The sequence below is a fragment of the Clostridium sp. JN-9 genome (assembly GCF_004103695.1).
Lineage (GTDB): Bacteria > Bacillota > Clostridia > Clostridiales > Clostridiaceae > JN-9.
Genome location: NZ_CP035280.1, coordinates 2,829,980 through 2,850,648 on the forward strand (window position 1 = coordinate 2,829,980; position 20,669 = coordinate 2,850,648).

Here is a 20,669-nt window from a genome sequence, read left to right on the forward strand (position 1 = left end):
ATCCCATTATATCTGGGGCATAGACTCTTGACAAGTTATGTTATTTAATTATTCCTTCCATGATTCCAAGAAAAATTGCAACTGCCAGCAAATCAGCAGTGCCCCCTGGACTTATATTTCTTTTTACAAATTCCAAATTCATATTATTTAGTTTTACTACTGCATCAGGCTGATTCATGCCTCCTGATTTAATAAATTCCTTTGAAATTGCTTTAATATAGGAATAGTTTTCTACTCCTCCTCTTATTATCACATTTGTATCTTGGCTTTCTGACATTAGCTTCAATAATATTTGTAAAAAAAGATTATTCAAAGAAAAGTTTTTATTTTCTTTCCACATTCTAAGTACAGGTACTGCGTTTGTCAGTACTGTATTAAATCCGCTTTCTACCTCTCCCCGAATGCCTTTATAACCATACTTTTTATATATGCTTTCCCCATGGGTAAGTTTTTCTTTTTTTGCAACTCCTTTAAGATCTCTTTCGGTTAGCCCTTTGCAAATGTTTTTTACTTCATTTAAAATCATTTCAGCCATCATATAATTAAGCCCATTTTGTTTATACAGTTTCCCAACTGCTGCACAGAGAATTCCCATTGAGAAGATTATACCCTTATGAGTATTAACCCCACTGGTAGCTTGAAACATGGACTTTTCACAATGGATCCCCGGCTCCCTTATTTTTGAAAGAAGCTTTGTTTCATCATCTCCCGTAAAGGAATAACCTTCTGATACACAATCATATAATCCTTTATACAATGCAGAGCTGCTTGCCATAAATGTAAAAAAGTCCATATCATTATGAGCTCCTGTGTTCCAGCGATCCACCAATCCCGGCTTAGGTGTAGTACTTACCTCATATAAAATTGCTCTTTGAGCTAATGAGGCAATAAAATGTGCGTATTCCTCTTTGGTTTTCAAAAGTTTACCTCCTAAAATCCTGCTTATTTGTATAACAAATCTGCTCTTCAATTTATATTTTCACTTTAATTATAATATTAATAATGTAATAGGCAAATAGCTAACCATTATGTGCTATTGTACTTTTCTGTATAATCATGTTATAACTAAAATATTGGCAAAGCATTATATAGATTTTAATCAAAGTAAGGATGTGGCTAACTTGAAAAGAGAAATTTTAAATTTTCTAAAGGAAAATAAATTCAGCTTTATATCTGGTCAGGATATAAGCAATAAACTGGGGGTTACCCGAACATCAATATGGAAGTATATAAACCAGTTAAAAGAGGATGGTTATGAAATAGAGTCAGTGTCAAAAAAAGGCTATAGATTTATTTCCTCTCCCGACATTCTAACTTTTGATGAAATAGAACCTTATTTAAATACAAAAATAATTGGAAGAAATATATTTCACTTTGATTCCATTGGTTCAACAAATACTAAAGCAAAAGAACTGGCAGATGCAGATAAAAGCCATGGCAGTATTGTAATTTCTGAGGAGCAAATTTCTGGAAGAGGAAGGCTTGGCAGAAGCTGGGTATCACCTAAATATAAGGGTATATGGATGTCAATAATACTGAATCCGGACTTAAGCCCCATTGATGCGTCTAAATTAACCCAGACTGCTGCAGCTGCAGTTGTTAATGCCACTGAAGAACTGGGACTAAAAGCCTGTGTTAAATGGCCTAATGATATTGTAGTAAATCATAAAAAAGTATGCGGGATTTTAACAGAAATGAGCGCCGAACTAACTAGAATTAATTATGTAATAGTAGGTATAGGTGTTAATGTTAACATTGATGAAGGTGATTTCCCTGAAGATATAAAACAAATAGCAAGTTCCTTAAAAATAGAAACAAAATCAAAGATTAACCGTCAGGAGTTAGTAGGTAAAATTTTAAACAACTTTGAAATTTTATATAATAAATTTGTAGATGATAATGATATAAAAGCATCTATTGATATCTGCAGAGATAATTCCGCTGTAATTGGCAAAAATATATTTGTTGTGAATCATGGTAAAAACATAAAAGCTAAAGTGTTAGACATTGATGAGGAAGGAAGATTAGTAATAGAATACGAGAATGGTGCCAGGGAAAATTTAATTTCTGGTGAGGTTTCCATAAGAAGTAATGGAAACTATATATAACATAAAGGAGCTCTGCCATTTAACAGGACTCCTTTTTCAATTAATAAGCTGCTGATTTTTGAACTGCAGGGACTACTTTCACACCAAGTGCTGATGCTGCAGCGCATTTCAATAAATCACCAGGAATAAAAATAAAAAATCCTGTTTTTAGTGCTGCAGCAAATGTCATATCTTTACCCATTAAATTTTTTACTATTAAATATAAATATGGAACTCCAATTAGATAAACTACCATTACACCAATAAATGAAGCTAATAATAATCCAGCAAAACCAGGTTTTTTGTTTCCTTCAGTTAATTTACCAACAACATATGCACACAAAATAAAGCCTATGACATATCCAAAGCTCGGATTAAGGACTGAAGAAAATCCTCCTGTCCCCCCAGCAAAAACAGGCACTCCAAAAAGTCCTATTGCAACATATACAAGCTGTGATAAAGCTCCTAGTTTTGAACCAAGCATTATTCCTGCTAATATAGTAAATAAAAGCTGAAGAGTAATTGGCACTGTTCCTATTGGAATTTGAATAAATGCTCCTACAGCTGTTAATGCTGCAAATAATCCTGTTAAGATCATTTGCCTTGTGTTTATTTTCACTCTTGTTTCCTCCATTATGTAAATTTATATTTATTGTCAACTCTAAATATAATGTAAGTTTACAATATGGATATGAAATTGTCAACCAAAATATTTAAGTTGGTTGACAATATGTTCTTTATTAATTTGATATGTTATTAAATAAACTTTTTAAATCCACTTCTCCAAGCAGAACACCTGCTAATAAGATGACAGCTCCAAAATATCCTCTCACGGTGAGGACCTCTCCTGCAAAAAAGAAAGCAATAACTGCAGAAAATACAGGCTCTAAAGTAAATATAAGCCCAGTATGTGATGCACTGGTATATTGCTGTGATGTAGTTTGTACAACAAAAGCAAATGCAGTACAGAATATACTCAATACAATTACAGAAATCCAACACTTGAAATTTGGCGGCAATGTGGGTGTTTCAAAAATGAAACTAAATATTGTACTGTAAAGCCCTACAAAGCCTAGCTGCAAAACTCCAAGGCTTACTGAGTCTGCTCCCTTAGTTAGTTTTCCTGTGATGATTATGTGAGCAGCATAAAGCACAGCATTCAGCATACACATAAGATCTCCAAATCCCATCTGAAATCTGCCATTTATAGTTAACAGTCCTATTCCAATAGTGCACAAAAAAATACCTAACATAACCTGTTTCTCAGGTTTCTGCTTAAGAAACACAGCTGACAGCACTGGTATGAAAATTACTGTAAGACTATTTATAAATCCAGCATTGGTTATAGAAGAATACTTGATTCCATAATTTAAAATTATATAATCCACAAATAATATTGATGATAAAATCATGGCATACTTAACTGTTTTGAAATCCACCTTTAGTATTCTTTTATAAAATATAATAAATGATAAAATAAATCCAATAGAAAATCTTAAGGCAACTAAATTTATTTCCCCCATATAATCAAGAGAAATTTTTATTAACAGATATGATGCTCCCCAAAATAAAGTAACAATAAACAGCATAAGGTCAGCCTGCTTTTGTTTATTCATAATAGCCCTCTCTTATAATTTGATTATTTTGATATTTTATAATTGGATTCTTATGCTGTTCCTCTTATGATAAGCTGAGTATAAAAACATATCTGTTTCTCATTTACCCGGCCATTTATTATATCTATAAGCATTTCACAAGCTTTCTGCCCCATTTCATATATTGGCTGGCCAATTGTAGTTAGTTCAGGTTCAACAAACTTGGTCAGCTTGATATTATCAAATCCCATAATACTAATATCTTCAGGTATCCTATAACCCTCTCTTATAAGAAGTTTCATTCCTCCTAATGCCATCATATCATTAGAATACAAGATTGCATCTACTCCCTTAAAATTATCTAATATCTCCCTGGTAGCCTGCATACCACCTTCCATAGTAAGGTTTGATTTGAAAACCCAATTATCATTATATAAGTTGTATTTATACATTGCTTCCTTGTATCCCTTTAGCCTTTGCATTGAAACATGTATATTACTGGGCCCCATTACATATGCTATTTTTCTCTTACCCCTTCCATAAAGATAATTTACTCCATCTATAACTCCTTCTCTGTTATGGCAGTATACTCCATAGCTTTCCTCATGTCCCTCTATATATCTATCTATGAGTACAAAAGGAATATTATTATTGCTGAGAAAATTTACGCTATTATCACTTTTCCCTCCCGCAGCAAAAATGACTCCATCTACCAGCTTTCCAATAAGTAATTTTATATATTTTTCTTCCTTATCCATATCATTATCAGTATTACAGAAAATAACGTTATATTCCATATGGCTGGCGGCATCTTCTATTGCCCTTGAAATTTCAGAAAAAAAAGGGTTAAGAATGTCAGGAATTACAATGCCAATAGTACCTGTCCTTTTAGTGCTTAGGCCCCTTGCTAAGGAATTTGGAATGTACCCCAATTCCTTAGAAATATTTATTACCCTTTTTTTAGTCTCCATGCTAATATTACAATCCTTTTTATTTAAAACCATTGATACTGTAGCCTTAGAAACTCCTGCTTTTTTCGCAATATCCATCATGGTTATTTTTTTCATTTTGGGCCTCCATTCATTGTCCTTATTTTTACCATCTTGATATTTTAAACATTATCACTTTTATTACAATTCTATCATAAAATATTCCAGTTGAATAATCATATATCTAATAATATATTTTTATTTTTCAAAAATAATCCGGGTAATAGAACCCGGATTAAAATTATATAAATCTATTTTTTTATATATAATTGTAAATCAACTGGTATTTCCTTAGGCACGCTTTCCCCTTTGATTACCTTTACTGCATTTTCAACAGCTAAAGATCCCATTAAGTCAGGCTGCTGCGCAATTGTAGCACTCATCTCACCATTATTAACAGCATTTTTAGCATCTTCTCCGCCATCAAAGCCAACTACTATTACATTTTTATTAGCAGCCTTTAAAGCTTTTAAAGCACCTAAAGCCATTTCGTCATTGTGAGCAAACACAGCATCAAAGTTTGGTGTAGCCTGAATTATATTTTCCATAACAGATAAACCCTTTTGTCTATCAAAATCAGCTGCCTGACTTGCAACAACTTTTACTCCGGCTTTTCCATCAATACCTTTATGGAACCCTGTCCCTCTGTCACGGGTAGCAGAAGCTCCAGGGACTCCTTGAAGTTCAACTATATTACCTTTTCCGTTTAGTTTCTTTAATATAAATTCAGCTGCCATTTGTCCTCCCTTAACATTGTCAGAGGCTATATGAGATATAACCTGCCCTCCATTTGCCTTTCTGTCAACAGTTAAAACTGGAATTTTTGCATCATTAGCAACACCTATAGAATTAGCTACTGCATCACTGTCTGTTGGATTTATTATTAAAGCTCCCACTCCTTTTTGAACCAAATCCTCCACATTAGATCTTTCCTTAGCTGCATCGTTTCCTGAATCTACAACGATTAAATCATACCCCAATTCCTTTGCTTTCTTTTCTGCTCCCTGCTTCATGCTAACGAAGAATGGATTATTCTGTGTAGAAATAACCATACCTATTTTTTTATTACCTGAAGTTGAAGTTTTACCGCCTTGTTCCTTACCTGCGCATCCCACTAAAGCTCCTGCCATAATTACACCAGTTAACACTAAAGATAAAACTTTGCACTTTTTTTTCATGATTAAATCCTCCCTTTAATTATTTATTTTTTTTATCTAAAAGCACAGCTAATAGGATTACTCCACCTTTTACAATCAGCTGATAAAAAGGTGATACATTTAGTAAATTCAGTCCGTTATTAAGCACTCCAATAATAACCGCACCTATTATTGTTCCCGAAATCTGCCCTTCACCACCAGCAAGACTTGTCCCGCCAAGTACCACTGCAGCAATAGCATCCAGTTCAAAGCCCGTCCCTGCATTTGGAGATGCTGAACCAATTCTGCTTGTTACTATTATTCCACTAATTGCTGCGGTTATGCCTGAAATCATATAAACGTAGTTTTTAATTTTTTTTGTATTTATTCCTGAAAGCCTTGCTGAATCCTCATTTCCTCCAATAGCATATACATATCTTCCAAACTTCGTTTGACTAACTATATAAGCACCGATTAACACTACAACAGCCATTATTATTACAGGCAGTGGTATTCCGGCAGCTTTTTTATTTCCAAGTGCCATAAAACTTTTACCAAGGCCTGAAATAGGATTACCCTGAGTATATACATAGGTTACTCCTCTAAATATAGTTACTGTAGCTAATGTCGCAATAAATGCCTGAATATTACACTTTGCTATGATAAAACCATTTATATATCCGATAATTGCTCCAATTACTAAAGCTACTAAAATAATTATGGCTACATTAAAATGTGCTTTATCTAGAGATGCAGCTACTGCACCAGTTATAGCTAATATTGAACCCACAGATAAATCTATTCCTCCAGTGAGTATAACGAAAGTCATACCTACAGCAATAATTGCATTTACTGATACCTGAGTGAGTACATTAGTAATATTTCCTACAGTTAAAAATCTTGGAGCAATTACCGATACTATTATGCAAAGTACCAATAAGATGATTAATGTCTTAAATTTAACCAGAAGGCCTTTAAAATCAACATTCATATTTATCTCTCCTTTACACTCCTACAGCATATTTCATTATATTTTCCTGAGTTGCTTCTTTCCTTGGTATTTCTCCGCTAATTTTTCCTTCGTGCATTACAATAATTCTATCGCTTATTCCTAAAACCTCAGGCATGTCAGAGGAAATCATAATAATTGCTTTACCAGAACTTTTCAGTTCATTAAGTACATCATAAATTTCCTTCTTAGCTCCTACATCAATGCCTCTGGTTGGTTCATCAATAATGAGTACCTTTGGGGATTTCATAAGCCACTTAGCTAATATAACCTTCTGCTGATTGCCCCCGCTGAGATTTTTTACCTTCTGATCTTGATTAGGAGTTTTTATAGAAAGCTTTTTAATAAATTTATCAACTTCAAGCTTTTCTGCCTTTTTATCAATAGTCTTAACCTTATTTGTATAATGTTCCAGATTACATAATGTAATATTTTCTCTTACAGACATTCCTAATATTAATCCCTCTTTTTTTCTGTCTTCCGACATATAGCATATTCCTTTTGTAATTGCATCTTTAGGGGATCTTATTAATACTTCTTTTCCTTCGATTAAAACCTTTCCTCCAGTTTTTTTATATTCTCCAAAAATAGTTTTTGCAAGCTCAGTCCTCCCAGCTCCCATAAGACCTGCTATGCCTAATATTTCTCCTGACTTTACTTCAAAGGATATGGGTCCTAAAATACCCTTTAATTCTAAATTCTCAACAGTCATTATAGTGTTTTTTTCATTAACTTTTTTATATGGAAACTGCTCTTCAAGTTTTCTTCCCACCATCATTGTGATCAAATCATCCTTTGTTACCTTGGAAGTTTCAGTTTCTCCAACATATTTCCCATCTCTTAAAACTGTTATTCTATCGCATATTTTAAATATTTCGTCTAATCGGTGTGAAATATATACTATGGAAATTCCTTTTTCCTTCAATTTCCCAATTACTTTAAACAGTTTTTCTGTTTCAACATCTGTAAGTGCTGTTGTAGGTTCATCCATTACTATTACTCTTGAATTTTTTGAAATTGCCTTTACAATTTCAATCATCTGCATTTCTCCAACACTTACATTTTTAACTAAAGTATCCGGGTCCACAGCACATCCTATTTGTTCAAGAAAACCTTTACATCGTTCCTTCATTATTTTTTTATTAATTCTGCATGATATTCTGTTAGTCTTTTCATTACCCAAAAACAAGTTTTCAGTAACAGTTAGATTTGGAAGTATACTGAGTTCCTGATGAATTATAGAGATTCCTAAGGATTCTGCACATTTAATTCCTTTTATTTCAACATCCTGCCCATCAATAATTATTTCACCCTGGTCCTTAGTATAAACCCCTCCTAAAATTTTCATCAATGTGGATTTCCCGGCTCCATTTTCTCCTAACAGTGCCATTGCCTCACCTTGAAATATTTTTAAATTTACATTATCCAGAGCTTTTACACCAGGAAAGGACTTACTTATATTTTTCATTTCCAATAGAGGTTTTTTTTCATTCATATTAATTCCCCCTTAGAATACAACTCCTGATTTTAATATGATATTTGCATAGGGTGTTTGTTCTCCAGTACGAATTACAGCTTTGCAATTCTTAAGGTTCTCTTTTAGTTTTTCATGATTTATCCATGTAATTTTAACATTCCCTATGGCTTCCTGTATTTGTTTAAACAATGCAGGACTTACTTCTTTTGTTTCAACGGCAATAAATACCTCTTCAATTTGCAATTCCATAATTACGGCCTTCAATGTGTCAATAAAGCCAGGTATATTTTTTATAAGTGCAATGTCAATTCTCTCCGTTTCTCTAGGTATTGGCAGACCGCAATCTCCTATAGCCAGCATATCAGTATGTCCCATTTTAGATATTACTTCTGAAATTTGAGAATTTAATAATGCTGTTTTTCTCATAATTAAGCCTCCTTGTATATTTTCATAACTTCATCTATAGTAGGGATTGAGGGTTGTGCTCCTTCTCTTTGTACTGCTATGGATGAAACTTTATTACCAAAAACTACCGCTGACCTTAAATTATTATAATTAAGATCAGAGCTTTCCAATTTACTAGCTAATGCTCCTATAAAGCTATCCCCTGCCGCAGTTGTATCAGCTACCGGTACCTTATAAGCTGGTATTATTTCGCATCCTTCGTCACCTATAAGAGCTGCTCCCTTTTCTCCCATTGTAATTATTACATATTTCACACCCTTTTTAAGAAAAATCTTTGCTGATTCTTTTGCTGTTTTTAGATCATTTACCTGTACTTTTGTTAATTCATAAGCTTCAGTCTCATTTGGAACGATTACATCAGTATACTGTAAAAGCTCATCTGGGACTTGTTTCGCAGGTGCAGGATTAAGGATGGTTATAACGCCATATTTTTTTGCAGTTTTGAATGCTTTTACTATTATATCCATATTAATTTCAAATTGAGTAACAAGTATATTGCATGATTTAATAGCTTCCATGGCCATATTAAGTTCCTGAGGGGTGATTTTCATATTAGCTCCAGGCACAACTATGATAGAATTATTACCAATTTCATCAACAGTAATTATTGCTGTTCCTGTTGGTTTATTCTCATCTTTATATATATGATCCACATTAATATTATCTTTCTTAAGCTCTTCTATTAATCTATTCCCATTACTGTCCAGTCCAACCTTCCCAAGCATATATACAAATGCTCCGGATCTTTTTGCTGCAACTGCCTGATTTGCACCTTTCCCTCCAGGTATATTCATTAAATTATTTCCAATAATGGTTTCACCTACTTTAGGCATTGAATTTACCTTTACCATAATATCCATATTTAAGCTTCCAAGTATGCAGATTTTATTCATGTTCACACCCCTTCCTGGTAATTTAACCGGTTTACTTAACCGGTTAAACATATTATATATTGTTCTGTAAACCTTGTCAATAAAAATCTGATAATTATTTATTTCACAAAAAAACTCTGTAATGAGTATATTATTTACTCATTACAGAGTTAATTAGTATATGGTTATTCTGCACTCTTAAGAGATTCTATCATGTCTATTTTATCGAATCTTCTGTACATCACCAGATTCACAATTGCAGAGAACAGTATTGTAAGTGCAACAGAATATAAGAAATAAATTGGTTTTATTGTTCTTAAGAACATCATCACATTTGTTTCTGCAGAAATTATTATAAAATTATTCATCACTATTCCTACAGCTATTCCAAGTAAGCTTCCAATAATTGTTAGCACAACATTCTCCTTATATATATAAGATGCTAATTCATTATTATAAAAGCCTAGCAGTTTTATTGTTGCTAATTCTCTTTTTCTCTCGTTTATGTTTATATTAGTAAGATTGTAGATTACAACAAAGGCCAATACTCCTGCAGATACAATTAAGATCAATACAACAGAATTAATGCTGTCTACACTTTTATTGTAATCAACATGACTTCTATTTTTAAAGCTTACTGAATTAATTCCGTTTATGGAGGTCAGTGACTTTAAAGTATTGTTCTCTGAGCTGTCTGAAACACTATTCAGCAATCCATAAAATCCATTGAAGAGTATCTTATCACCAGTTATTTTTGTATAATAAGCAGGGCTTATATAAATGTAATGCTGAACATACTGCTCAGTAATATCAGAAATTTTAGCTTTTACTGTTTTATCATTAATTGTAAGTTCAATAGTATCTCCAGCTTTTTTATTTATAAGCTTTGCCAGCTTCTGACTTACTATTATTCCATTATCGCTTAAATTCAGACTATTATTTTTCATGGTGAGATCTATATATTTGTTAATATCATTTTTATTTTCCGGCACAACCACATAGGCATCTTCTGTGCCAGCATCCTTTTTAATTGTGCCATTCTTCATATAGGCAAACATCGCTGATTTTACATTAGAATCCTTAACTATCTTATTTTTCATAGCATCTTTTTCATCAATGCTGATTTCATTTTTAAGGGTAGCATGCATGTCAAATCTATATATGGTATTAAATTGTTTTTCAACAGCACCTATTATACCGCCTTTTAGACCAAACCCTGTTATCATTAAACCTGTACATGCTGCTATTCCAAAAATTGTCATGAAAAGTCTTTGCTTATATCTAAATATATTTCTAGCTGTAACCTTATTTGTAAAACTTAGTCTTTTCCATATAAATGTAATCTTCTCAAGAAGTATTGTCTTACCTGACTTTGGCGGCTTCGGCCTCATTAAAGCTGCTGGAACCTCCTTAAGTTCTTCCATAGTAGCAGCAATAGAAGCAGACACAGTAAACAATATTGCTAATATAGATGCCTTAAAAGCAACACCGCCATTAAATGGAGTTACCCTTGTGGGGATTGTGTATAGTGCTGTGTAAGCATTCATTATAAGGGGTGGAAACAGTCTATACCCAAAAGAAACACCTATTATACTTCCAATGACACTTGCAGCTAAGGAATAAAAAAGGTAATGGAACACTATTGAAGTGCTGGAATACCCTAAAGCTTTAAAGGTCCCAATTTCAGTTCTGTTTTCCTGAACCATTCTTGTCATAGTAGTAAGGCTCACTAAAGCTGCAACTAAGAAAAATATCAGGGGAAATGCCTTTCCTATATTGTCAATTCTGTCACTATCCTGTCTGTAGGTTTCATATCCTACATTATCTGATCTTCCAAGAACATACCATTTTGCATTTTTTATGTCCTTGAGTTTATTCTTATTCTCATTTATTTCATTCTCTGCTTTTTCAAATTCAGTATTTGCCTTTTCTTCCTCTGAGGATAATTTTTCTGCATTGTCATCAACTTGTTTTTGTGCTGCAGACAATTTAGCCTTTCCCTGACTTAGCTTGTTTAATCCCTCATTTTTTGACTGATTCAGCTTTATCTCAGCATTAGCTATACTGTTTTTACTTGCTTCTAGTTTTTCTTTACCAGCAGCTAATTCTTTTTCACCAGCTTCAATGGATTTTTCATTTTCAGCAATTTTCTGTTTCCCAGCATTAATATTGTTTTGGGCATTATCAAAATTACTTTTCATGGTTTCCAAATCAAAGAAGCTGTTTATCTGACTTAAGGCTCCATCAGCCTTCAATGAATCATATATGGAATCAAAGCTTTTCCCTGAAATATCCTTTTTGTATATATTATCCATAGTGTGGTATTGATAAAAGTATTCTTTATTATTTGGATCCGTTTCCAGCTGCTTTTTGGCTTCCAGTACTTTTCCTTCCACAGCAGATGATATACCTTCTGCTGCCTGCTGCTTTCCTGAATTAAGCTTGTTTTCGCTGGCTGATATATTATTTTTACCCTGGGTAATCTGCATTTTTGCACTTTCAACATCCTTAGCTTTTGAATTCAGTTCATTTTGACCTGCCTGAATGCTGCTTTTGCTCTGAGCTATCTGTTTTTCTCCCTCAGCCATGCTTTTATTAAAAGTATCCTGATTCTGAGAAAGCTTTTCAGAGTTTACAGCTATTTCTCCTCTGGCATTATCTAATTGTTTATGTGCATCAGCAAATTTAGCTGCTGCCTGTTCTTTAGAAGTTCTTAATTTATCTTCAGCTTCTGAAATTTTTTCACTGCTGTTTTTTATTACATCATTATATCTTATACTGCTTCTTACTATTCCAAGATCCTTTAAACTATTTTCAGTACTTTTTATGGTTTTAGAATAACTTTCATTATCCAAAAGGCTGTTTTCTGATTCCTTATTATTTGCTTTTACATATATTTCTGTATAAACATCACTTTTAAATACTGATGGTAATATATATACAAATCCACTTACAGATCCATTTCCAACAGAACTAAGCTGTCTCTGAGCAGATACATAAAGCGGTGATTCACAGGAACCTGTTATTTTAAATTCACTATTATTAAGGCTGTCACTTAAATTTGTATCATTACCAGAACTAAGCACAATTTTATCCCCGATTTTATAATTATTCTCTTTCAGGAATCTGTCTTCAACCACTGCTTCATTATTATTTTTAGGCAGCGTGCCCTTTGTAACTATTATTTTGTTTATTCCGTTTTCATCAGGCAGTGAATTCACGTTAAGAACAAAAGATTTATTGTCCTTTTCAACTACAGCGTCAATAGAATGTGAACCCTCTGCTTTTGCTACACCATTTAACTGTCCTACTTTTACTAAGTCATCCTTAGTAAGTCCAAGGGTCGATATCAATTTAAAATCCATTAGATTGTTTTTATTGAAATAATTATCCCCGGACATTTTCATATCAGGGCTTGTGGCTCTCACACCGGCATAAAAAGATACTCCAACTGCAATAATTATAACTATGGATAAAAATCTGGAAAGTGTTTTTTTAATATCCCTGAATAAATTCTTTATAAAAGTCTTTTTCATAATTACCACTCTATGCTTTCTATAGGCACTGGATCATCATTCTTTTTAATATCCTCAACTTTACCGCTTTTTACTGTAATTACAGTATCAGCTATTGGGGCTATTGCAGAATTATGGGTAATGACGATAACTGTCATATTATATACTTTTGAAGTATCTGCTAATAGTTTTAAAATAGATTTTCCTGTATTATAATCCAATGCTCCTGTTGGTTCATCACAAAGAAGTAATTTAGGATTTTTAGCAAGGGCTCTGGCAATGGAAACCCTTTGCTGCTCTCCTCCTGACAACTGACATGGGAAGTTTTGAATTCTATTTTCAAGGCCTACATCTTTAAGCACTTCCACAGGATCCATTGGATTTTTACATATCTCTACTGCCAGTTCAACATTTTCCAGAGCATTTAAATTTTGAACTAAATTATAAAATTGAAATACAAATCCTATATCTTCTCTTCTGTATTTGGTAAGCATCTTTTTATTATAACTGCTGATTTCGTTTCCATCTACAAAAATGCTTCCCCCGGATACCTGATCCATTCCGCCTAATAGATTTAGTATTGTAGTTTTTCCTGCTCCGCTTGCTCCAAGAATTACAACAAATTCTCCTTTGTCTATGGAGAACGAAATATCATCCACTGCCTTAATTGTTACCTCACCCATAGTATAATTCTTTTTAACATTCTTCAGCTCTATGAAACTTTTCACTACTATTTCCTCCACTTTATTTTTGTGAACGCTGGTTCTCTTTTGCTTTAAAAAATAATGTTACTTTTTGAAGTAACAGAGAATTTAAATGTTTTCACAATCTAATTTATCTAATATATTATTAAAGAAAATGTCAATTATATCAAGTATGAGCTTTCTTATCCTGTCTCCGTCTTCCTGCTGATTTAAAATAACGGCCATATCTTCTACAAGATTGCATGAAAGAAGATATATAATAAAATTATTTTTAAGCCTCATGCCTTTTAAATGTAATTCATATTCCATAGTTTGAGAAACTATTCTTGTAATAAAATCTGCAAATGTGCTTTTGCAGTTTTCATATTTAGAGCCTTCACTTTTGTTTAGGAGTATGGCAAGTTCTATGCTGTTTTCCTTAAAAATTTCCATTATCTTATTAAGTAAGTTATAAAATATATGTTCTGCTTCATCATTAATCTTAACTGAATTAATTTCACTTATATAATCCATAAGCCTTTTATACACAGAACCAATGAGATTTTCATATAAATCTTCCTTGCTGCTGAAATATTTATATAGATTTCCCACAGAAGTATTGGAACTATTGGCAATAATTCTTATTGAAGCACCCTTGTAGCCTTTATTTTTGAATTCTCTCAGTGCTTCGTACACTATTCTATTCCTAACTTCGTCTTTTAAATACTGCATAAAACCTCCAATTACCATGTGAAGCCGTGATCTTTACCTATACTATGTATTAGAAAACCGTTGTTCTCTTTTAAAATTCTACTTTAGTTTATACACTATGTCAATATTAATTCAGATATTTTTTAATATAAAAGCTGATATCAGCATTAAATAATAAAATCCTTAATTTTTTCGTAGGAATTTCTAGCATCTTCATAACCTTCATTATATATATTAAGAAGCTTATCTGAATCTCTTTCAAGCCGTCCTACCTCTAATGGTTCTGAATGTCTTATTACAATTGCCTTTCCCTGCATCTCCAATTGATCAATATAATCCAGTGTTTCATTATACATCTTATATCTGTTAAGCAATGCATTTACAAGCTTAGGGTATTTTTTATACTTTATTTTTGCCAGTTTTGCATGCCTCATTGGAGTTTTGCGGTATCCCTTATGCCTTGTTAAAACAATTATATTTTTGCTGTTGCCATCCTTTATGGATTTAGCAATGGGAATGGAATCAGTAATTCCTCCGTCTAAAAGTTCATGTCCCTTAAGCCTGACAATAGGAGATATAAATGGCAGTGATGAAGTTGCTCTTAATGCATAAAATCCATCACTTATATCATCCTTATTAAAATACATTGGTGACCCGGTATTACAATCTGTAACTCCCACCAAAAACTTACATGGTGCCTTGGAAAATGTTTCAAAATCAAATTTAACATGTTTATTTGGTATTTCATCAAAAATAAAATTCATGCCGATAAATGATTTCTCTTTTATGAAATTTCTAAAGCTCATATATCTCCAGTTATTATTAAAATCAATATTTACTTTTTTATTTCTTCCCTTTTGCCTTGATATATATGAAACTGCATTACAGGCTCCTGCTGACACACCTATAATGTAGTTAAAATATAAATCCTTTTCCATAAAAAAGTCCAAAACTCCACTGGTATACAGTCCTCTCATACCTCCACCTTCAAGTACAAGTCCTACATTGTCCATAACTGCCTTATCCTCCGTTTTATGTTTATATAAATACTTTTATATTTAATTATACACTAACAAACATTTGTATAATATAAAATATCCAGCTTTTATTCTTTATTTACATATTGTTTTCAATTTATTAAATATTTATTGATATAGATCTGCTGCAAGTTCCTTCATCACTTTTTCATTTTTAACAACATAATAAGAATGTTCTTTTAATAAAGCTCCTTTGCTGCATAAAGTATTTAATGTTCTAAGAAGATGCCTATAGCTGGCTCCCAGCAATTCTGATATTTCAGTTAAATTTTCATTAAACCGTATTACAGTTATTCCATTACTGTAAATTCTTTCTCCAGCAGCAATTATGTAGCTTGCCAATCTGTTCTCCAAAGGATATAGCAGGTTTATAGAACTATTCTTTGAGCATCTGTTTAACTTTTCTCCAATTGAAATACAAAGATATTTTAAAAACTTTGCATCCTTTAATAATGATAATCTTAGTTTTTCAACCGGTATTCCAATGCAATATGTATCCTCTATTGCCTGTACATTGTTATAAGCATTCTCTCCATTTGGGAATTCTACATCTCCCAGCATTTTAAAGCTATTATAAAAGCACAATAATAGTGATTTACCATTGCTTAAAGTAGCATATACCTTTGCTTTACCTGAAATAAAAAAATAAAGATAACTGAGCTTTTCATTTTCTCTGCAGATATATTCATTTTTTTTAAATAATATTAATTCCGCAAATGGCTTAACATCATGAGAAAAAAAGCTGTTAATCTTATATTCTTCAATATACTTGTCCTTCATTTTAACATTATCTATTTTCTCCATAATCTTTTCTCCATAAAATTTATATTTATTTAATAACTATGACATATGTCATAGTTATTTTCAACTGTTTAATGATAAATTAAAATTGATATCATTAATTTAGAAGAATTTAGGGGGAAAAAATATGTACAATTTTTTATCAGCTTTTATGGGTGCACTAATTGCTGTTATGATTTTGTTTAATGGCACATTATCAGGTTCAGCAGGAAATTATTTTTCCACTATACTAATCCATTTAGTGGGCCTTTTTTCAATAATATTAGTTCTTATAATTAGTAAATCCAAGCTTCAGTTTAATAAAAAACTTCCACTATACCTTTACAGCGGTGGTGCCATTGGAGTTTTTACTGTTTTATTTAATAATTTAAGCTTTACAGCATTGGGGGTTTCTTTAACTCTTGCTTTAGGTCTTTTAGGACAGACTGTTTCATCTATTATTATAGATCAATTCGGTCTATTGGATATGAAAGTTATTCCTTTTAGGAAGGATAAAATAATTGGATTATTATTAGTGGTACTTGGAATATTCGTTATGGCTGTTTTTTAGGAGGTAATTTGAATGTTGTATATAGTCATTTCTATACTGGCTGGAGTTTCAGTAGTAGTATCCAGAATTATAAATTCTAATTTGGCAAAGGAAATTGGAATTTTTCAAAGCACATTTTATAACTACATAGTTGGATTATTTTTTTCAGTTATATTTTTTATATTGAGCAGGGAAAAAATTAATTTATCTGATATAAAGTCTGGAGACGTGCCGTTTTGGGCTTACCTGGGGGGTGTTGCAGGAGTTCTGTTAATAGTATTATCAAATTACATTACACCTAGAATATCCTCATTTTATTTAACACTATTAATATTTGTAGGTCAGCTCTTTACAGGTATCATCATCGATTATTTTGTTAAAGGTAATATATCAAGCGGTAAGCTTATTGGCGGATTATTGGTACTGGCCGGATTAATTTATAACTTAGTTATTGATAAAAAATCACGACAAAATTCGGGTGCTACCTGGTAGCATTCGACATTTTTCGGGTGTTGCCTGGTTACATTCGACAAAATAAATAAAGCCAGGAAATATAATTATCTCCTGGCATCAAGATTAGTGAACGTATGGAAACTTTGAAATTATTTTCGGACTAACCTTAAATAATTGTCATTTAAATCTTTTCCCATGGCTAATCACCTCTCTATGAAAATAGTATGTGCATATTATAATAATATATTCACTTTTTTATTATATTTCACAGTCAGGTTTATGAGGCATTACCAATGCGCAGATAAAATAAGCAATAATTCCGCTGCCCCAGCAAAGTCCTAACACTATCCAGATTACTCTCACTACAGTGGAGTCTATTCCAAAGTATTCAGCCATTCCACCACATACGCCGCATATTTTTTTATCTGTATTGGATAAATACAACTTTTTTTCTATGATAACCACCCCTTAAATAATTAATGGTTTTTTGTGTATAACATTTCAATGTGCGGTATATTATCTTCTAAAAATACCTCTGAAGTCTGTTTAAATCCCAAGGACTTATAAAAATCAATTAAATATGCCTGTGCCTCTATTCTTATACTAGTTTCATTAAGCTGATTATTAATATATCCAATGGCCTTTTTCATCATATCCCTGGCTAATCCTTTTCCGCGGTATTTAGAGTTCACCAATACCCTTCCAATTGATATTTCATTATATGAGATCCCTTTTTCAATTATTCTCAAATAAGCCGCAATTTCATTATTATTCTCCAAAAATAAATGATATGAATTTATATCCCTGCCATCGCAGTCTAAGTATGGGCACTGCTGTTCAACTATAAATACCTGATTTCTTATATTTAATATTTTGTATATTTCTTCAGCATTTAATTCATTAAATTTTTTAATTTTCCACACCATTATATGCATATCCCCCAGCATAATCTACTTAAGTTATTATATAATTTTATTTTACCATGTTAAGTATATATATCAAATTTTCTTTTGTAATAAATTTCTACAAATTTTTCTATATTAATACTGATTTTTTATTGATAAATATTATCATCAGCATTATTATATAATTAATATAACATATTTTTAATAATTATGGTTAGAGATTAAAGCTGTTATATTTTAAATCGAGGTGTGGAAATGGAATATAATAAAAAGCCTATCCATGAATTATTTGAAGATTTAATCAAATGTAAAATTGGTAATGAAAACTCATGTGAAGCTAGAAACTTCTTATTAAACGTCATTGATAATGCAAGTATTATCATAGACGTTTGGTATCCTAATGGTGATTTAATAAAATTCAATAAGTATGCCCAAAAGGTCACTGGTTTTTCTGAAGATGAGGTACTTGGTCAGGAGTGGAGACACACCATAGCTGATGAATCAATTAATTTATGTATGGACTCATTTTTTATTATGATGAATGAAGGTGCTGTTGGAGGAGAACAGGAAGATGTGCTGCGATGCAAGGACGGAAGTTATATAAATGTACTATGGTCAAACTGTTTAGTGCATGATGATAAGGGCAACTTAATCTATTGTATATCAATGGGCATGAATATAACCCAATTAAAAAATATGGAAAAGGATCTGAGTGTAAGCGAGGAACGCTATAGGCTTGCCTTTGAAGGTGCAAATGACGGACTATGGGATATGAACCTATTAACTCTGGAATTTTATACCTCGAAACAATTTAAAGGAATACTGGATTTAAATGAAGATGAAATAATCAGTTATTCAGATTTTTTAAATCTGCTTTACTACCATAAGGACTTATTATCATTTAAAAGGGCTTTAAATGAGCATATAAGTCGAAAAACATCATTTTTTTCATATGAATGCAGAATAAAAACTAAACCTGGTAACTTTAAGTGGATTTTGATTAGGGGAAAAGCTGTTTATAATTCATTTGGCAGCCCAGTAAGAATTGCAGGATCCATTACTGATGTGACTAAAAAAAAGAATGATGATGAAGTAATAAAGAAAATGGCATACTATGATCAGCTCACTGGCATGCCAAACAAATCCTTAATGGAAAAGACTGTAGAAAATCAAATACTTAAATGCAAAGGTAAAAATAAGGGATTTGCTTTGTTTTTTATGGATATTGACAATTTTAAATCAGTTAATGACACATATGGTCATAATATTGGTGATGCATTATTAAAAGAAATAAGTAATTTAATAAAAAATAAGATAAGCATTTTAAATGATTGTTCAAGATTTGGCGGAGATCAGTTCATTTTTTTACAGAGAAATACTTTTTATATGGAGGACATAGTAAATAATGCTGAAAAAATACTAAATCTTTTTAAATATCCAATAAATATTAAAGGAAAAGAAATTTCAGTTTCTGCCAGCATTGGCATTGCACTTTATCCAAAAGACGGCTGCAATTTTAATGAACTTCTTAAAAATGCTGATATAGCTGTGTATTACGCTAAAGAAAAGGGTAAAAAAAGATATCTATTTTACTCAAAAGAAATGAATATAAAAATGTCTAAAAAATTAAAAATGGAAAGAGATTTAATTAAAGGTATTAAAAATGATGAATTTTTAGTGTATTATCAGCCTCAGATAGATTTATCCTCCGGGAAGCTAACCGGCATGGAGGCACTGGTAAGGTGGAATCACCCAAAAAAAGGCATTATTCTTCCATTAGAATTTATTCCTTTGGCTGAAGAAACTGGGCTTATAATGGAAATTGGCAAAAAAGTATTATATGATGCCTGTAAACAAAATGCTCAGTGGCAGAAAATAGGATATGATCCTCTTAGAGTATCAGTAAATCTTTCCGCAAAGCAGTTTGAACAGGAAAATCTGGTTGATATAATTCAGGAAATACTTTCAGAAACTGGATTAGATCCTAAATGGCTTAATGTAGAAATAACAGAAAGTATAGTTATGCTTGATTTTAATTTTTCCATAAAAATGCTTAATAAGTTGAGAAATATGGGCATTCATGTCTCTTTAGACGATTTTGGCACAGGATATTCATCACTTAATTATTTAAAGTTATTTCCAATAGATGTTCTTAAAATTGACAAATCATTTTTAAATAATGTTATTGAAGATTCTACTGAAGAAATAATTGCTAGGGCCATCATTGAATTAGCACACAAACTAAATCTTTATATTATTGCAGAAGGTGTAGAAAACATTGATCAGCTGAATTATCTTAAAAGGCATAATTGTCAAATGGCTCAAGGCTTTCTGTTTAGCGAGCCAGTACCAAAAGATGAATTTGAAAAATTGTTAAAGGATCCAGGTGCGGTTTTGAGGTAGAT

Annotated in this window: 20 protein-coding genes; 4 read left to right on the plus strand and 16 right to left on the minus strand. The window is 32.0% G+C overall.

Going from position 1 to position 20,669, the window contains the following annotated elements:
- Positions 1-40: 40 nt before the first annotated feature.
- Complete coding sequence (gene citG, locus EQM05_RS13625; protein WP_128750534.1) at positions 41-919, minus strand: triphosphoribosyl-dephospho-CoA synthase CitG; 879 nt, start codon at positions 917-919, stop codon at positions 41-43.
- 202 nt (positions 920-1,121) lie between these two features.
- Between citG and EQM05_RS13630 the strand changes: the two genes are divergently transcribed.
- Positions 1,122-2,108: a biotin--[acetyl-CoA-carboxylase] ligase gene (locus EQM05_RS13630; protein ID WP_128750535.1), complete on the plus strand. Its 987-nt coding sequence runs from the start codon at positions 1,122-1,124 to the stop codon at positions 2,106-2,108.
- A 40-nt stretch (positions 2,109-2,148) separates the two neighbouring features.
- On the opposite strand, the gene EQM05_RS13635 is transcribed toward EQM05_RS13630, so the two are convergent.
- From EQM05_RS13635 to yeiL, 13 genes are all read right to left on the minus strand, one after another.
- Positions 2,149-2,706 (minus strand): biotin transporter BioY, encoded by a 558-nt coding sequence (locus EQM05_RS13635; protein ID WP_128750536.1) that lies wholly within the window; start codon positions 2,704-2,706, stop codon positions 2,149-2,151.
- A gap of 121 nt (positions 2,707-2,827) precedes the next feature.
- On the minus strand, positions 2,828-3,703 hold the full coding sequence (locus EQM05_RS13640; protein WP_128750537.1) for a DMT family transporter: 876 nt from the start codon (positions 3,701-3,703) through the stop codon (positions 2,828-2,830).
- A 50-nt stretch (positions 3,704-3,753) separates the two neighbouring features.
- On the minus strand, positions 3,754-4,749 hold the full coding sequence (locus EQM05_RS13645; protein ID WP_128750538.1) for a LacI family DNA-binding transcriptional regulator: 996 nt from the start codon (positions 4,747-4,749) through the stop codon (positions 3,754-3,756).
- Between the two features lie 173 nt (positions 4,750-4,922).
- The gene (rbsB, locus tag EQM05_RS13650; RefSeq protein WP_164917307.1) at positions 4,923-5,849 is read right to left on the minus strand and encodes a ribose ABC transporter substrate-binding protein RbsB; all 927 of its coding nucleotides are present in this window, start codon (positions 5,847-5,849) and stop codon (positions 4,923-4,925) included.
- Between the two features lie 19 nt (positions 5,850-5,868).
- The gene (locus tag EQM05_RS13655; protein ID WP_128750540.1) at positions 5,869-6,798 is read right to left on the minus strand and encodes a ribose ABC transporter permease; all 930 of its coding nucleotides are present in this window, start codon (positions 6,796-6,798) and stop codon (positions 5,869-5,871) included.
- Between the two features lie 13 nt (positions 6,799-6,811).
- Entirely contained in the window at positions 6,812-8,311 is a 1,500-nt protein-coding gene (locus tag EQM05_RS13660; RefSeq protein ID WP_128750541.1) for a sugar ABC transporter ATP-binding protein, read from the minus strand.
- A gap of 12 nt (positions 8,312-8,323) precedes the next feature.
- Positions 8,324-8,719 (minus strand): D-ribose pyranase, encoded by a 396-nt coding sequence (gene rbsD / locus EQM05_RS13665; RefSeq protein WP_128750542.1) that lies wholly within the window; start codon positions 8,717-8,719, stop codon positions 8,324-8,326.
- 2 nt (positions 8,720-8,721) lie between these two features.
- Complete coding sequence (rbsK, locus tag EQM05_RS13670) at positions 8,722-9,651, minus strand: ribokinase (RefSeq protein WP_128750543.1); 930 nt, start codon at positions 9,649-9,651, stop codon at positions 8,722-8,724.
- 164 nt (positions 9,652-9,815) lie between these two features.
- Positions 9,816-13,166, minus strand: coding sequence for an FtsX-like permease family protein (locus EQM05_RS13675; protein WP_128750544.1), 3,351 nt, complete (start codon positions 13,164-13,166; stop codon positions 9,816-9,818).
- A 2-nt stretch (positions 13,167-13,168) separates the two neighbouring features.
- A complete protein-coding gene (locus tag EQM05_RS13680) occupies positions 13,169-13,873 on the minus strand; it encodes an ABC transporter ATP-binding protein (RefSeq protein ID WP_128750545.1) in 705 nt (234 codons plus the stop codon).
- A gap of 84 nt (positions 13,874-13,957) precedes the next feature.
- Positions 13,958-14,560, minus strand: a complete 603-nt coding sequence (locus tag EQM05_RS13685) for a TetR/AcrR family transcriptional regulator (protein WP_128750546.1) — start codon at positions 14,558-14,560, stop codon at positions 13,958-13,960.
- Between the two features lie 146 nt (positions 14,561-14,706).
- Positions 14,707-15,552, minus strand: coding sequence for a patatin family protein (locus EQM05_RS13690; protein ID WP_128750547.1), 846 nt, complete (start codon positions 15,550-15,552; stop codon positions 14,707-14,709).
- Positions 15,553-15,684: 132 nt separating this feature from the next.
- Entirely contained in the window at positions 15,685-16,380 is a 696-nt protein-coding gene (gene yeiL / locus EQM05_RS13695) for a transcriptional regulator YeiL (protein ID WP_128750548.1), read from the minus strand.
- Positions 16,381-16,504: 124 nt separating this feature from the next.
- On the opposite strand from yeiL, the gene EQM05_RS13700 reads away from it, so the two are divergent.
- Both EQM05_RS13700 and EQM05_RS13705 read left to right on the plus strand, forming a co-directional pair.
- The gene (locus tag EQM05_RS13700; protein ID WP_128750549.1) at positions 16,505-16,927 is read left to right on the plus strand and encodes a DMT family transporter; all 423 of its coding nucleotides are present in this window, start codon (positions 16,505-16,507) and stop codon (positions 16,925-16,927) included.
- A gap of 12 nt (positions 16,928-16,939) precedes the next feature.
- Positions 16,940-17,398 carry a DMT family transporter gene (locus EQM05_RS13705; RefSeq protein ID WP_128750550.1) on the plus strand — a complete coding sequence of 153 codons (459 nt, stop codon included), beginning with the start codon at positions 16,940-16,942 and terminating at the stop codon, positions 17,396-17,398.
- Positions 17,399-17,617: 219 nt separating this feature from the next.
- On the opposite strand, the gene EQM05_RS13710 is transcribed toward EQM05_RS13705, so the two are convergent.
- Both EQM05_RS13710 and EQM05_RS13715 read right to left on the minus strand, forming a co-directional pair.
- A complete protein-coding gene (locus tag EQM05_RS13710; RefSeq protein ID WP_128751128.1) occupies positions 17,618-17,815 on the minus strand; it encodes a PspC domain-containing protein in 198 nt (65 codons plus the stop codon).
- A gap of 20 nt (positions 17,816-17,835) precedes the next feature.
- On the minus strand, positions 17,836-18,285 hold the full coding sequence (locus EQM05_RS13715) for a GNAT family N-acetyltransferase (protein ID WP_128750551.1): 450 nt from the start codon (positions 18,283-18,285) through the stop codon (positions 17,836-17,838).
- Positions 18,286-18,519: 234 nt separating this feature from the next.
- On the opposite strand from EQM05_RS13715, the gene EQM05_RS13720 reads away from it, so the two are divergent.
- Complete coding sequence (locus EQM05_RS13720; protein WP_128750552.1) at positions 18,520-20,667, plus strand: bifunctional diguanylate cyclase/phosphodiesterase; 2,148 nt, start codon at positions 18,520-18,522, stop codon at positions 20,665-20,667.
- Positions 20,668-20,669 lie beyond the last annotated feature (2 nt).

Excerpts from the sequence above, each read along its gene's own strand:
- EQM05_RS13640 (WP_128750537.1), bottom strand. The coding sequence starts at position 3,703 with ATGAATAAACAAAAGCAGGCTGACCTTATGCTGTTTATTGTTACTTTA.
- EQM05_RS13645 (WP_128750538.1), bottom strand. The coding sequence starts at position 4,749 with ATGAAAAAAATAACCATGATGGATATTGCGAAAAAAGCAGGAGTTTCT.
- rbsB (WP_164917307.1), bottom strand. The coding sequence starts at position 5,849 with ATGAAAAAAAAGTGCAAAGTTTTATCTTTAGTGTTAACTGGTGTAATT.
- EQM05_RS13655 (WP_128750540.1), bottom strand. The coding sequence starts at position 6,798 with ATGAATGTTGATTTTAAAGGCCTTCTGGTTAAATTTAAGACATTAATC.
- EQM05_RS13660 (WP_128750541.1), bottom strand. The coding sequence starts at position 8,311 with ATGAATGAAAAAAAACCTCTATTGGAAATGAAAAATATAAGTAAGTCC.
- rbsD (WP_128750542.1), bottom strand. The coding sequence starts at position 8,719 with ATGAGAAAAACAGCATTATTAAATTCTCAAATTTCAGAAGTAATATCT.
- rbsK (WP_128750543.1), bottom strand. The coding sequence starts at position 9,651 with ATGAATAAAATCTGCATACTTGGAAGCTTAAATATGGATATTATGGTA.
- EQM05_RS13675 (WP_128750544.1), bottom strand. The coding sequence starts at position 13,166 with ATGAAAAAGACTTTTATAAAGAATTTATTCAGGGATATTAAAAAAACA.
- EQM05_RS13685 (WP_128750546.1), bottom strand. The coding sequence starts at position 14,560 with ATGCAGTATTTAAAAGACGAAGTTAGGAATAGAATAGTGTACGAAGCA.
- EQM05_RS13690 (WP_128750547.1), bottom strand. The coding sequence starts at position 15,552 with ATGGACAATGTAGGACTTGTACTTGAAGGTGGAGGTATGAGAGGACTG.
- yeiL (WP_128750548.1), bottom strand. The coding sequence starts at position 16,380 with ATGGAGAAAATAGATAATGTTAAAATGAAGGACAAGTATATTGAAGAA.
- EQM05_RS13700 (WP_128750549.1), top strand. The coding sequence starts at position 16,505 with ATGTACAATTTTTTATCAGCTTTTATGGGTGCACTAATTGCTGTTATG.
- EQM05_RS13705 (WP_128750550.1), top strand. The coding sequence starts at position 16,940 with ATGTTGTATATAGTCATTTCTATACTGGCTGGAGTTTCAGTAGTAGTA.
- EQM05_RS13715 (WP_128750551.1), bottom strand. The coding sequence starts at position 18,285 with ATGGTGTGGAAAATTAAAAAATTTAATGAATTAAATGCTGAAGAAATA.
- EQM05_RS13720 (WP_128750552.1), top strand. The coding sequence starts at position 18,520 with ATGGAATATAATAAAAAGCCTATCCATGAATTATTTGAAGATTTAATC.